The 13802-nt window shown below is 64.5% G+C and carries 12 protein-coding genes; 4 read left to right on the forward strand and 8 right to left on the reverse strand.

Features of this window, described 5'->3' with window-relative positions; genetic code table 11:
- Positions 1-31: 31 nt before the first annotated feature.
- Positions 32-1423 carry an aspartate aminotransferase family protein gene (locus WMW70_RS19155; RefSeq protein ID WP_341439051.1) on the reverse strand — a complete coding sequence of 464 codons (1392 nt, stop codon included), beginning with the start codon at positions 1421-1423 and terminating at the stop codon, positions 32-34.
- A 122-nt stretch (positions 1424-1545) separates the two neighbouring features.
- On the opposite strand from WMW70_RS19155, the gene WMW70_RS19160 reads away from it, so the two are divergent.
- The gene (locus WMW70_RS19160; RefSeq protein ID WP_341439052.1) at positions 1546-2316 is read left to right on the forward strand and encodes an SDR family NAD(P)-dependent oxidoreductase; all 771 of its coding nucleotides are present in this window, start codon (positions 1546-1548) and stop codon (positions 2314-2316) included.
- Between the two features lie 151 nt (positions 2317-2467).
- Entirely contained in the window at positions 2468-3115 is a 648-nt protein-coding gene (locus tag WMW70_RS19165) for a GntR family transcriptional regulator (protein ID WP_341439053.1), read from the forward strand.
- Positions 3116-3209: 94 nt separating this feature from the next.
- Here the strand turns inward: WMW70_RS19165 and WMW70_RS19170 are convergent, their stop codons facing one another.
- On the reverse strand, positions 3210-3620 hold the full coding sequence (locus WMW70_RS19170) for an SMI1/KNR4 family protein (protein ID WP_341439054.1): 411 nt from the start codon (positions 3618-3620) through the stop codon (positions 3210-3212).
- A 135-nt stretch (positions 3621-3755) separates the two neighbouring features.
- Between WMW70_RS19170 and WMW70_RS19175 the strand changes: the two genes are divergently transcribed.
- Entirely contained in the window at positions 3756-4313 is a 558-nt protein-coding gene (locus tag WMW70_RS19175; RefSeq protein ID WP_341439055.1) for a hypothetical protein, read from the forward strand.
- Here the strand turns inward: WMW70_RS19175 and WMW70_RS19180 are convergent, their stop codons facing one another.
- The 6 genes from WMW70_RS19180 to uvrD form a co-directional block, all read right to left on the reverse strand.
- Positions 4314-4745 carry a hypothetical protein gene (locus WMW70_RS19180; protein WP_341439056.1) on the reverse strand — a complete coding sequence of 144 codons (432 nt, stop codon included), beginning with the start codon at positions 4743-4745 and terminating at the stop codon, positions 4314-4316.
- A 59-nt stretch (positions 4746-4804) separates the two neighbouring features.
- Positions 4805-5173 carry a VOC family protein gene (locus WMW70_RS19185; protein WP_341439057.1) on the reverse strand — a complete coding sequence of 123 codons (369 nt, stop codon included), beginning with the start codon at positions 5171-5173 and terminating at the stop codon, positions 4805-4807.
- A 134-nt stretch (positions 5174-5307) separates the two neighbouring features.
- Positions 5308-6162 (reverse strand): Tim44 domain-containing protein, encoded by an 855-nt coding sequence (locus tag WMW70_RS19190; RefSeq protein ID WP_341439058.1) that lies wholly within the window; start codon positions 6160-6162, stop codon positions 5308-5310.
- A gap of 151 nt (positions 6163-6313) precedes the next feature.
- Positions 6314-6892, reverse strand: a complete 579-nt coding sequence (locus WMW70_RS19195) for a TetR/AcrR family transcriptional regulator (RefSeq protein WP_341439059.1) — start codon at positions 6890-6892, stop codon at positions 6314-6316.
- Positions 6893-7064: 172 nt separating this feature from the next.
- Entirely contained in the window at positions 7065-8156 is a 1092-nt protein-coding gene (locus WMW70_RS19200; RefSeq protein WP_341439060.1) for a TRAP transporter substrate-binding protein, read from the reverse strand.
- Positions 8157-8318: 162 nt separating this feature from the next.
- Entirely contained in the window at positions 8319-10523 is a 2205-nt protein-coding gene (gene uvrD, locus WMW70_RS19205; RefSeq protein WP_341439061.1) for a DNA helicase II, read from the reverse strand.
- 257 nt (positions 10524-10780) lie between these two features.
- On the opposite strand from uvrD, the gene WMW70_RS19210 reads away from it, so the two are divergent.
- Entirely contained in the window at positions 10781-13627 is a 2847-nt protein-coding gene (locus tag WMW70_RS19210; RefSeq protein ID WP_445942170.1) for a putative bifunctional diguanylate cyclase/phosphodiesterase, read from the forward strand.
- The last annotated feature ends 175 nt before the right edge of the window (positions 13628-13802 follow it).

Consider the following 13802-nt stretch of genomic DNA (forward strand, 5'->3'; position numbering starts at 1 on the left):
CAACCCATCCTACGGATTAGGGTCGGTTGGCTTATTCGCGGGCACCTGGGATGGCCAGCAGCTCGGTAAGGGCCTGGTCGAGCATGCCGATCAGCTTATCCACATCGTCCGCCGTGGTGCTCGGGCAGCACAGGGTCATGTTGTGGAACGGGGTGATCAGGATGCCGCGGTTGATCAGGTACAGGTGCAGGGCCATCTGCAGTTCGTCGTGGAACGCGGCTTCGGCCTCGGCACCGGTCTTCGGCGACACCGGGCAGAACTGGAACTCGCTGCGCGCGCCCAACTCGGTCACCGACCACTTGAGATCGTGCTTGCCGATCAGCGAACGGAAGCCGTCGGCCAGGCGCTTGGCCAGCGGCAACATATGGGCATAGGCCGCCTCGGTCATTACCTGTTCCAGGTTGGCGCGCATGCAGTGCATGGCCAGGGCGTTGGCCGACAGCGTGGTGCCCATGCCGCTGTGACCATGGCCATGGCTGCCCTCGCTGGCACGCTTGCGCGCTGCGGTCATGGCCTCGGCCATCGCCGCGCTGCAGCCGAAAATGCCGCACGGCACACCGCCGGCAATAGGTTTGCCGACCACAAAGAAGTCCGGATCGAGGTTCCACAGTTTGGTGCAGCCACCCATATCGGTGGAGATGGTGTGGGTCTCGTCGATGATCAGCAGTGCGCCATATTTGCGGGTCAGCTCGCGGCATTTCTGCATAAAGCCAGGCTCGGGCAGGACCATGCCGATATTGGTCATCGCCGGCTCACAGAGCAGGGCGCAGACGTCGCCCTGGGCCAGCGCGGCTTCCAGTGCCGCCACGTCGTTGAACGGGATCGAGCGGCTGTACTGGGTCAGGTCGTAGGCCTGGCCGACCAGGCCGGAGCGCGGCACGGTCTCGCCGTCGCGGTAGCGCACCATCACATCGTCCACCGTGCCGTGGTAGCAGCCGTCGAACACCAGCAGTGTCTTGCGCTGGGTGATCTCGCGAGCCCAGCGCAGCACATAGCGATTCGAATCTGTTGCGGTGGCGGTGACCTGCCAGAACGGCAGGCCGAAGCGCGCGGCCAGCAGCTCGCCGCAGACCACCGCGTCTTCGCCCGGGAGCATGGTGGTCAGGCCGTTGTTGCCTTGTTCGGCGATGGCTCGGGCGATCGGGTCCGGCGAGTGGCCGAACATGGTGCCGGTGTCGCCCAGGCAGAAGTCGATATATTCGTGGCCGTCGACATCATAGAAGCGCGCGCCCTTGGCCCGCTCGACGAACAGCGGTACCGGGGTGGACCAGTCGGCCATCCAGTGCATCGGTACGCCGCCGTACAGCGAATTGCGCGCGCGTTCGGCGAGGGCCACGGACTTGGGGTTGCGCTCGATAAAGCGCTGGCGCTCGCGCTGGGCGAAGGCTTCTACGGCGGATGGGCTGATGCCACTGGCAGTCATGTTGAACACCTCGTTCGAATTTCCGAACATAGTCTTTTGTGATCACAAATAAGTCAATAGATGCCTTATAAGCGGTATTAAGGTAGATTAATCCTGAATTTGTGATCACAGGCTGGGTGTAAATGGAAAATATACAGCAGGTGGCCCTGATCAGCGGGGCGGGTAGCGAGAGCGGCATCGGTATGGCCATCGCCCGTCGTCTGGGCCAGCAGGGCGTGCACGTGCTGCTTACCGCCAGCAGTGCGCGGGTCGAACAGCGCGCCGCCGAGTTGTGCGCTGAAGGTATTCAAGCACGTGCTTGCGTCGCCGACCTGACCGATGAGCAGCAGGTGGCCGAGCTGGTCGAATGGGCCCAGGCGCAGTGGGGGCAGATCGATATTCTGGTGAACAACGCGGGCATGGCCATGCAGGGCAGCCCGGAACCTTTCGCCGAGCTGGCCGATATGGACCTGGCGACCTGGAACCTGTCCATCGCGCGCAACCTGGGCACCGCCTTTCTGCTCACCCGTGGCGTGCTGCCGGGAATGCGGGCGCGTGGCTACGGGCGCATCGTCAATATCAGCTCGACCACAGGCACCCGCGGCAGCAACCCCGGCGAGTCGGCATACAGCGCAGCCAAGGCCGGTATGCTCGGCCTGTCCATGGGCCTGGCGCTGGAAGTGGCCAGGCAGGGTATTACGGTAAACAGCGTGGCCCCGGGCTGGATCGCCACCGGCTCAAGCACGGAAGAAGAACAGCGCGCCGCCGAGTACACGCCGATGCGCCGCGCCGGCCGGCCCGAGGAAGTGGCGGCGGCGGTGGCCTTTCTGGCATCCCGCGAGGCCAGCTATATCACCGGCGAGGTCCTGGTTGTGGATGGTGGTAACTGCCTGATCGAGAACAAAGCCCCCTAGGGTGCGCCGCGCGCAGCACCTTCATTTATGGGGGTGCTGGTGCGCACGGCGCACCCTACGGAGCCGTGCAACCCAACTAAGGAAATCAACATGCGCAACTGCCTACTGACCCTGGCTCAACTGCCCGCCCCGCCGCAAGGATGCTAGAAGCATGGCCGACAATCTGCAGGACCAGCTGTACCAACAACTGCGCGACGCTCTGCTGGCCGGTCGCTTCCGCCCCGGCGAGCGGCTGAAGATCCGCGACCTGGCCGCCGCCTGGGGGACCAGTCCGATGCCGGTACGCGCCGCGCTGCAACGCCTGGTCGCCGAAGGCGCGCTGGAGAGCGAACCGCAGCGTTCGGTGCGCGTGCCGGCGATGACTCGTGAGCGCTTTCAGCAGTTGTTTCAGGTACGCCTGAGCCTGGAAGGCCTGGCCGTGGAGTTGGCGGCCGCGCGCATCGGCGCGGCCGAGATCGAACTGCTGCGCGGGTGTATCGCGCGCATGGAAACAGCCCTGGAGCAGCGCAATGTGCCGGCCTATCTGGACGACAACAGCCTGTTTCACCTGACCCTCTACCGCGCCTGCGCCAACCCCATTCTGCTGCGCATGATCGAGTCGCTGTGGTTGCAGGTCGGGCCTTTCTTCAATCGCCTGTTTACCGAGGCGGACCTGTCGCTGCGGCTCAACGACTTCCACGAGCAGGCCTTCGCGGCCCTGGAAGCAGGGGATGGCAAGGCAGCGCGGGCGGCCATGGAGCAGGACCTGAGCTTCTTCGGTGAGTATCTGCTTAAGCTGCTGGAGTTGGAGCAGGGCTAGCAGGCCGTTGGAAAACTACCTGCGTTGGCCCTCTTGTTGAAAAGACGGGGGCGTTAAAAACGCCCTACAGGCGCAGGACTGCCTTGCGCGCGGCTTAGCTTTCCAGCCAGACATCGCGCACCCAGTGCCAGACCGATTCCCAGGTTTCTTCCTCGCTGACTTCGCCGGTATCGCTTTCCCAGAGCACCACGGTGCCGTCCAGCTCGACGCAGTAGTAGTTGCCGTGGTCTTCGCAGATCGGCACCAGCTCGCGGGAAACCCCCAGGGACCAGGCCACCGAGGCCACTTCCGGGAGGTAGGTGTGCGAGTGCGGGTCGGTGACGGTCACCGGCTCCAGGCGGCCGTAGACCACGTCGCTGACCTTGAGCAGGAATTCGCGCAGCTCGAACGGCAGGTTGATCAGCAACTGCTCCTCGATCTCCACCAGCAGCTCCTCTTCCGGCAGCTCCAGCGGCACCGGCACCGGTTCGTTGAGTTCGCGCAGTTGTTCGATGACTTCTTCCACGGGGTAAGCCTCCTGGGTAGCGGTGGATATGGGTGCGTCTTATACCCTAGCCGAGTACAGGCAAACAGTCGGGCGGGTGCTATTGTGCAGTTTGAGCGGTGCGTCATTTATTGAACGCCATTAAACGGTCCAGTCATGAACAAGCAAAGCGAAGAAACAAGCGACGACGCCCTCAGCGAGGAGCAGCGCCTGCAATTGCTGACCCGTGCCGGCCAGCGCAATCGTCTGGTGATTTTTGTCCTGGCCGGTGTGCTTGGCAGCCTGATGCTGCTGTCGGCGGGGCTCAATCTGTACGGCGTGCTGGGTGGGGGGGACGATTCCCGGGTGGTCGCCCTGGAGCGGCAGGTGGCTCGGCTGGAGAAGCAGTTGGCCGTGCAGCAGGTGGCGCTGAGCAACCAGGAGGAGCTGCTGGCCAGCCAGCAGAGTCGGCAACTGACCGGCCTGTTCGAGCGGGCCGAGCATCCCGACAGCATCGCTCAAGTGAGCAAGGTGCTGCAGGCCCAGGAGGCGGACTATCAGGCAGTGCTGCAGGGGCTGAAGGTGGGCATGGCCGATCTGGCCAATATGCTGCCGGGCTCGCGCAGCTGGTTGAACCTGTATAACGAGCCGATCGACCGCGCCCTGCTCAACAGTCGCCAGCGCAGCGAGGAGATCCAGGCCTGGGCCGAGCAGGCGGCGCAGGCCCAGCCCTGATCAGCCTGCGCGGGCCATCAGTCGTGCATCCAGCAGAGCGTGGTGGGGTATTTCCGCTGGCTCCAGATCGTCGAGCAGGTCGCTCTGTTCGCGGCAGCCCAGGGTCGTCGGCGGCAGGCCGGGGCGACCCAGCAGTTCCAGCAGCAGTGGCCAGTCCCAGGCCAGCGCATCGCTGACAATCTCCAGCTCACCCAGCCCGGCAAGAAAGGTCCGCAAGGCCGTACCGGCCGCTGCCCGGCTGTGACCATGGCGAGGCTTGTCGAGCTGCGGCAGCACGATGTCGACGACGAACTCGGAACAGTCGGCGAGAGTCCAGCCATCCAGCAGTTCGACATAGAACTCCGCGCCGGAGGGTTCGACCAGGGCCAGACTGATCAGCCGACGGTCGAGGTCGAGGCGGGTGAATTCGGTATCGAGATAAAGGGTGCGCATCGCATTACTCCGCGCGGGCGGTGCTGTGCGGGGCCGCACAGCACTGGGGGCGATGCCTCTTAGCCCATATGGAAAAAGGCCAGCTTGTTACCATCCCGATCGCGAAAATAGGCACCGTAGAAGCCCGGTATACGCTCGCCGGGTTCGCCTTCGCAGCTAGCGCCGAGCTCGATGGCCTTGGCGTACAGTTTGTCCACGCCCTCGCGAGAACCTGCTGGTAAGGCCACCATGTTGCCGTTCCCTGGATTGGGCGCTTGCTTGTCATAGGGCAGGCAGACGGCAAACATCGGCTGACCCTTGGCGACGCCGTAGAAGGTGATGCGGCCCATATCCATGACCACCTTGGCACCCATTTCAGCCAGCAAGGGGGTGTAGAAAGCCTTGGCTTTTTCCATGTCACTGGTGCCAACCGTTGTGTATCCGATCATCGTCGCGTCCTCAGGTGGTGTAGCGGGTTGTCTGTGTTGTGTACCTGAGTCTACCTCGGCCTGGCAAATGCACCTGCTGAATAAGGCGCAAAGAAAACCCGGGCAAGCCCGGGTTTCTGTGTCGCGTGGGGCAATCAGCCGTTCTGGCGGATACCGGCCACCAGCCACGGCTGGTTGTCGCCGACTGCACGCTCCAGACGCCAGCTTTCGCTGAAGGCTTCGCCCTGGTCGAAGCGCGAGGTCTTGGCCACACCGGTAAAGGTCAGGGTGGCGACGGTCTTGTCGCTGAGGTCGTCGACGCCGTCGAGCTGGGCATCGAGGTCATCGATATAGGTGGACTGGAAGCCTTCGCCCAGGTCGGCACGCTCGCGGCTGAGGAACTCCAGCAACTGCGGGGTGACGAATTCGCCGATCTTCTCCATCTCGTTGGCGTCCCAGTGCTGCTGCAGGCTGAGGAAGTGCTCGCGACCGGCCGCCACGAAGCTCTGCTCATTGAACCAGGCCGGGGCGTTGATCACCGGCTTGATGGCTGCAGCCGCGCTACCAGCGCCGAAGATCGAGGCCGGAGCTGCCTGGTCGGGCATTTCGCGCTGCATTGGCGCGCCATTGGCGGTTACCGGACCGGCCTGCTTGCGACGGGCAGCGAGGAAGCGGAACAGCAGGAAGGCGATCAGACCGAAGATCAGCATGTCCATGATCTGCAGACCTTCGAAGCCGTCACCCATAAACATCGAGGCGAGCAGGCCACCGGCGGCCAGGCCGGCCAATGGGCCCAACCAGCGCGAGGCACCGCTGGTGGCAGCAGGCTGACGAGCGGTGGTCGGCGCGGCGGTGCTGGTCGAGGTTGGCGACGTGGTTTGACGGGTCTGATGGCTCGGCGCAGAGCCGAAGGATTTGGCCCCGCCAAAACGCTTGGCTTCGGCTTCGAAACTCATGGTAAGGCCCAGGCTGAGGCACATGGCCAGGGCGACACTGAGAAAACGCTGCATGTTTGGCTGTCTCTTGGTGATTGGGACTACGCGCGGCATCTTGCCCGGCATGGCCGCCGCTGGCTAGCCATAGAATGTTTCCGGCTTTTGCCCGAGCTGCAGCTTAGGGCGGGCGAGTGCCCTGATGCGCGCGGCGCGCCCTACGGGAGCGCTACTGGCGCAGCAGTGCCAGCAGCGGGCCGCAGCGCAACTGGCTGCGCAGCAGGGCGCGGAACTCGGCGGGGTCCTGTTCGGGGTGACGCAGCCAGTGGATAAAGCAGCGCAGGTAGACGCCGGTCAGCAGGCTTTCCTCGGCGATGCGGCGCAGGTGCAGGGTTTCCCGCTGGGCCGCTTCGCGCCACCACTGCACGGTGCGGCTGATGCGCAGCAGGCCGCCGATCTGCAGGTGGATATGCCCAGGTTCGAGCTTGTACAGCAGCATCTGCCCGGTGACTGCTCGGTGCGTCGCCAGACTGGCGAGCCAGGCCAGCAGCAGCTCTTCCAGGCGCTTGGCCGGTGTCAGGGGCAGCAGGTCGGCGGCCTTGGCGCGGGCCAGCATGGCCTGGTCGGCGCGGTCGAACCAGGCTTCCACCAGTTGGTCCTTCTCGCGGTAATGGCTGGCGATGCTATCCAGGCCGGTGCCCAGGTCGGCGGCCACATCGAACAGGCGCAGACGCTCCCAGCCGCAGGCATCGGCCAACTTGAGGGCGCTATCAAGGATCTGCGCTGCTGTGATTGTCGGTTTTTTCATCGGCTCACCTCGCCAAGCAGTATGGGCCGAGGTGCGCTGGAGGCGCTGTGGAGTCGACCAACGGAGGCCGGGGGGATGTGCTGTAGGAGCCAGCTTGCTGGCGATAACGTCGCCAGGGTCGCCAGCAAGAACTAGGCGTCCCCCTGGCTCCTACAGGGAGCGGTGAATGTGCTTAACGCCAGTCGTACAACTCTTTTTCCGAGACCTTGTGCATCTGGCTGACCTGGGCCTGGAAGGCCTGCATCGAGGCCCAGATGCGGCCGTTCAGCTCGCTCTGGGCGGCCAGCTCGCCGAGCACCAGGGTGGACTCGTGCTGCATGGCGGCCAGCACTTCGTCGGGGAAGCGCTTGAGCAGGGTGCCTTGCTGCTTCAGTTCATCCAGGGCCAGGGCGTTGTGGTAGACGTAGTCGTCGAGCATGTCCTGGCTGGCGGCGCGGGCGGCCTCGGTGAGGATCGCCTGCAGGTCGGCCGGCAGGCTGTCCAGGGCCTTCTGGTTGATCAGCAGCTCCAGCACCGCCTGCGGTTCCTGCCAGCCCGGGTAGTAGTAGAACTTGGCCGCCTTGTGCAGGCCGAAGGCCAGGTCGTTGTAAGGGCTGACCCAGTCGGTGGCGTCGATGGCGTTGGTCTGCAGGGCGGTGAATACTTCGCCTCCGGGCAGGTTGACGGTGGTCGCACCGAGCCGACTCAGCACTTCGCCGCCCAGGCCCGGCATACGGATCTTCAGGCCCTTGAGGTCATCCAGGGAATTGATTTCCTTGTTGTACCAGCCGCCCATCTGCATGCCGGTATTGCCCACCACCATGGGTTTTACGCCATAGGGGGCATAGGCCTCGTCCCACAGCGCCTGACCACCGCCCTTGCTCAGCCAGGCGTTCATTTCGCTGGTGGACAGGCCGAACGGCACGGCGGTGAAGAACTGCGCCGCCGGCACCTTGCCCTTCCAGTAATAGGCCGCGCCATGACCCAGTTCGGCGGTGCCACGCGACACCGCGTCGAACACCTCCAGTGGCGGTACCAGCTCGCCACCGGCATACACCTTGATGGTCAAGCGGCCGTTGCTCATGGCGCTGACTCGCTCGGCCAGACGCTCGGCGGCGGTGCCCAGGCCGGGGTAGTTCTTCGGCCAGGCGGTGACCATCTTCCACTGGAAATGCTCCACGGCCGGCGTGGCGGTGGCTTGCGGCGCGGCAGGTTCTTCCTTGCAACCGCTCAGGCCGAGGGCGGCGAGCAGGGCGCTGGCGAGCAGCAGAGGGCGGCGGATCATTGAGGCTCCTTGTTGTTTGAACAGACGATCAATCACGCTGGGGAGCCTTTGTAGGAGCGGCCCATGGCCGCGACAGCAGGCACCCGAAAAAGCATCGCGGGCATGGACTAGGCGTCCCCGCCGCTCCTACAGATTGTTTGCAGCTCTACCGGTCAGTAAACGTTACAGCGCCTGCAGCTTGGCATAGCTGAGCATCAGCCACTTGCTGCCTTCGCTCTCGAAATTCACCTGCACCCGCGCCTGCGCGCCGGAGCCTTCAAAGTTGAGGATGGTGCCTTCGCCGAACAGCGAGTGCTGCACGCGCTGGCCGAGGTTGAAACCGGTGTCCGGTACGGCGCTGCCAGCGAACATACTGTCGCCGCTCATGCTGTTGCCGCCTATATTGCGGCTGACCGCGCCGAACGGTCGGCTGACGCTATTGGACAGGCGCACTTCCTGGATCAGCTGCGGCGGAATCTCGCGGACAAAGCGCGACACCTTGTTGTAGGTCTCGCTGCCGTACAGGCGACGTGTCTCGGCATAGGTGATCACCAGCTTGCTCATGGCGCGGGTGATGCCGACGTAGGCCAGACGGCGCTCTTCTTCCAGACGGCCGGGCTCTTCCAGGCTCATCTTGTGCGGGAACAGGCCTTCTTCCATGCCCACCAGGAACACCTGGGGGAATTCCAGGCCCTTGGCGCTGTGCAGGGTCATCAGCTGGATGCTGTCTTCGTTCTCGGCGGCCTGGGTGTCGCCGGCTTCCAGCGAGGCGTGGCTGAGGAAGGCCTGCAACGGGCTCAGCTCCTCGTCTTCGTCGTTATCGAAGGTGCGCGCGGCGCTGACCAGTTCCTCAAGGTTTTCGATACGCGCCTGGGCTTTTTCGCCTTTCTCGGCCTTGTGGTAGGCGATCAGCCCGCTCTGCTCGATCACCGTCTGGGTCATCAGGTGCAGCGGCATGCTCAGCGCCTTGGCGGCGAGGTTTTCGATCAGTTCGATAAACCCGGCCAGCGCGCTCGAAGCGCGGGCCGGTAGGGCCTTGGCGGCGACCATCAGGCGAATGGCTTCCCACATCGACACGTCATGGGCGCGGGCGTATTCGCGGATGGTCTCGACGCTCTTCTCGCCGATGCCGCGCGCCGGCACGTTGATCACTCGCTCAAGTGCCGCGTCGTTGCCGCGGCCGTCGAGCAGGCGCAGGTAGGCCATGGCGTTCTTGATCTCGGCACGTTCGAAGAAGCGCTGGCCGCCGTAGATGCGATAGGGAATCTTCTCGCGCAGCAGGGCTTCTTCGAGCACCCGCGACTGGGCGTTGGAGCGGTAGAGGATGGCGATTTCGCTGCGTTTGAGGCCGTCCTTGCGCAGGGCGTCCTCGATCGTCTCGACCACGTAGCGCGCTTCGTCGTGCTCGTTGAACGCCGAATACAGGTTGATCGGCTCGCCGTCGCCGTCTTCGGTCCACAGTTCCTTGCCCAGGCGGCCCTGGTTATTGGCGATCAGTGCGTTGGCGGCCTTGAGAATGCCGGCGGTGGATCGGTAGTTCTGCTCCAGGCGGATCACTTCGGCATCGGCGAAGTCGTCGGAGAATTGCTGGATGTTCTCGATCTTCGCCCCGCGCCAGCCGTAGATCGACTGGTCGTCATCGCCGACCACCATCAGGCTGTCGCCACCCTTCGCCAGCAGGCGTAGCCAGGCGTACTGCACGGCGTTGGTGTCCTGGAACTCGTCGACCAGGATATGCCGGAAGCGCCGCTGGTAATGCTCAAGCAACCCCGGCTTGTCGCGCCACAGGTCGAGGGCACGCAGCAGCAGTTCGGAGAAGTCGATCACCCCGGCGCGGGCACAGGCGGCTTCATAGGCTTCGTAGATCTTCAGCATGGTGGCGAGGAACAGGTCGCCGCCGGGCTGGATATTCTTCGGCCGCAGGCCCTCGTCCTTCTGCCCGTTGATAAACCACTGCGCCTGTTTCGGCGGCCAGCGTTGTTCATCCAGGCCGAGGTCGCGGATCACCCGTTTGACGATGCGTTGCTGGTCGTCGGAATCCAGAATCTGGAAGTTCTCGGCCAGGCCGGCCTCCTGCCAGTGCGCGCGCAACAGGCGATGGGCCAGACCGTGGAAGGTACCCACCCACATGCCTGCCGGACTCTGCCCGAGCATCTGCTCGATGCGGTGGCGCATTTCGGCGGCAGCCTTGTTGGTGAAGGTCACCGACAGAATGCTGTGCGGCGAGGCGTGCTCGATCTGGATCAACCAGGCGATGCGGTGCACCAGCACGCGGGTTTTACCGGAGCCGGCACCGGCCAGCACCAGTTGGCGGCCCACGCGCGCGGCGACGGCCTGGCGCTGGGCATCGTTAAGAGAGGCAATCAGGAGTTCGGGGTCATTTTGCATCGCGGCATTCTAGGGGGCTGCGTCAGGCAGGGCAAACCGCACTGCCGAGCTGTGCGATTTGCGACGACCGGCCGGTCCCGCTCAGGCCTTGGCGGTCGCTTGGCGTACTGTTCAAAAGTTGGGGCCCGAGGCGACGAATTAGCCCAGATCCATCTTGGGCGACGCGTCTAGCTCGCGTATGCTCCGTCGACACCAAGGCAACCATTACAAGAATATCGCCTGTGACTGCACCGATTTTTTTTGCCGGCGTACATGACCTGAAACCGACCCCCGTTCGTGAGGTCGCCCAGGCATTTGCTACCGATATAGCGGCTGAACGCACCCGTCTGCTCTATCAGGGCTCGCGGTTGCCGACGCTATTTATGCTGCTCAACGGCGTGGCCTGTGCGCTATTGCTCTGGAGTTCCCAGGCCCACTGGTTGCTCGGCGGCTGGCTGGTCTGGCTGGTGCTGCTGGCGGTATTGCGCCTGGTTCAGGTGCGCGCCTTCGATGCGGCATCACCCAGCGCTCAGGCCGAACCACACTGGCGCAGACGCTTTCTGCTGGGCGCGGGGATTTCCGGGCTGACCTTGGCCTTCGCCGCGGTATTTCTGGTGCCGGCCGATGTGTTCTATCTGCAGGCCCTGGTCTATGGCCTGATCGCCGCGGCCATCCTCTCCGCCAGCGTGGCCTATGCGGTCAGCCTGTCGGCCTTTCTCTCCTTCGCCTTGCCTTGCCTGCTGCCGGCGGTGGGTTATCTGTTGCTCAGCGGCAGCACCCAGCTGCGCGGCTGGGGCGTGCTCGGGGTGATCCTGCTGGTGTCGCTGCTGGTGGTGGCCTGGCAGGTCAACCGCCTGGTGCAGCGCAGCCTGCTGCAGCGTTTCCAGAACCAGGCGCTGATCGGCAACCTGGAACAGGCCAAGCTGCAGGCCGAGGCGCTCAACGGCGAACTGGCCCATGAGGTGGAGCAGCGCCGCCGCGCCGAGCGCGAACTGCGTGCCGCCCATGACGAGCTGGAAATGCGCGTGGCCGAACGCACCCTGGAGCTGGATGCCGCCACCCACGCCCTGAGCAAGAGCCAGGCGCGCCTGAGCCTGGCCATCGACGCCAGCGAGCTGGGCCTGTGGGACTGGGATTTGCAAAGCGACGAGGTGCACCACTCCCAGCTCAAGGAGATCTTCGGCCTGGAGCCGGGCGAGGTGCAGGTGATGCTGCGCGACCTCAAGCCGCGCCTGCACCCGGACGATCTGCCGGTGCTGCGTCGTGCCCTGGTCGAACACATGAAGGGCCGCAGCGACGGCTACCAGGTGGAATACCGGATCAAGCACGCCGAAGGGCGCTGGGTGTGGATCGAGGACCGCGGCCGCGCGGTGGAGCGCGATGCCGCCGGCCGGGTGCTGCGCATGCTCGGTACGCGCCGCGATATCAGCGCGCGCAAGCTGCAGGAAGAACAGCAACGGCTGTCCGCCACGGTGTTCGAGGCGGCCAGCGAGGGTATCGTCATCCTCGACCCGGATTACCGCCTGCTGGCGGTCAACCAGGCCTTTACCCAGGTTACCGGTTACCGCCGCGAGGACGTGCTGGGGCGCAACGTGGGCGTGCTGATCAGCAGCCGCGAGAGCCGTCGCCAGTACCAGCTGATCCGCCTGGAGCTGGAAAGCCGTGGCAGCTGGCAGGGCGAGCTGATCGAGACGCGCAAGAACGGCGAGCTTTACCCGCAGTGGCTGCAACTCAACGTGGTGCGCGATTCCCGCGGCCAGGCCAGCCATATCGTCGGCTTCTTCGCCGACCTGTCGTCGCGCCGTGAGGCCGAGGAGCGCCTGCGCTACCTGTCGCACTACGATGAACTGACCGGCCTGGCCAACCGCAGCCTGTTCCGCGCGCGTCTGCACGAAGCCAGCCAGCGCGCGCGCCAGGGCGGGCGCAGCATCGCCCTGCTGCATATCGACCTGGACCGCTTCAAGCTGCTCAACGACAGCCTCGGCCATGAAGTGGCCGACCAGCTGCTGCGCCAGATCAGCCGTCGCCTGACCCAGACCGTGTCCGAGGCCGACACCATCGCGCGGCTGTCCGGCGACGAATTCGCCGTGCTGCTCGACTCCTACGGCAGTCTGTCCAGCCTGGCACGGCTGGCCAGCCGTCTGCTCAGCAAGCTGCGCATGCCGATGACCGTCGGCGGCCACGAGCTGGTGGTCAGCGCCTCTCTGGGCATCAGCCTGCTGCCGGATAACGCTCGGGAGATTTCCGCCCTGGTCAGCCAGGCCAACATGGCCATGCAGCATGCCAAGCACCTGGGCGGCAACACCTTCCAGTTCTTCACCGACAACCTGCAGGCCTGCACCCTGGAACGCCTGCAGCTGGAAAACCAGCTGCGCAAGGCCATCGACGAAGGCCAGCTGGAGGTGTTCTACCAGCCCAAACTGTGCCTGGCCGCCGACAGCCTCAACGCCGCCGAGGCCCTGGTGCGCTGGCGTCACCCCGAGCTGGGGCTGGTGCCGCCGGGTGAGTTTATCGGCCTGGCCGAGGAAACCGGGCTGATCGGCGCTATCGGCGAGTTCGTTCTGCGCCAGACCTGCCAGCAGGTGCGCGCCTGGCAGCTGCAGGGCCTGGCGCAGATCCGCGTGTCGGTGAACCTGTCGGTGCATCAGCTGCGTCAGGGCAACCTGGTCAGCCTGGTGCGCCAGGTGCTGGATGAAACCGGCCTGGCCTCGCAATTCCTCGAACTTGAGCTGACCGAAAGCCAGCTGCTGGATAACGTCGAGAACGTCATCGCCACCTTCCGCCAATTGCGCGAGATGGGGGTCAAGTTGGCCATCGACGACTTCGGCACCGGCTATTCCTCGCTCAGCTACCTCAAGCGCTTCCCGGTGGACTACGTAAAGATCGACCAGACCTTTATCCGCGACCTCACCCCGGGCAGCGAAGACGCCGCCATCACCCGCGCCATCATCGCCATGGCCCACAGCCTGGAACTCAAGGTGGTGGCCGAGGGCGTGGAAACCCAGAGCCAGATGGACTTCCTCAAGAGCCAGCGCTGCGACGAGATCCAGGGCTATCTGATCAGCAAGCCGGTGCCGGCGGAGGAATTCGCCCAGTTGCTGCGTGAGCAGGCTCGGTTGTTTTAGACAGTGGGCGTTGAGGTGACCGGGGTGCCAGCCTGCTGGCTCCTGTAGCTGACGCACAACCCCACTAATCCCTTTGTCTGCCGCCCTTCGGGCCATGGCTTCGACGCGCCCTGCACTCTGCAGAAAAGTACTTTGGTGGCATGCAATTGCTGCTTTTGTACAAGAGCCGAACAAA

Origin of the sequence: Pseudomonas sp. XK-1, from assembly GCF_038069885.1 — a bacterium.
In the GTDB taxonomy this organism is placed as follows: domain Bacteria; phylum Pseudomonadota; class Gammaproteobacteria; order Pseudomonadales; family Pseudomonadaceae; genus Aquipseudomonas.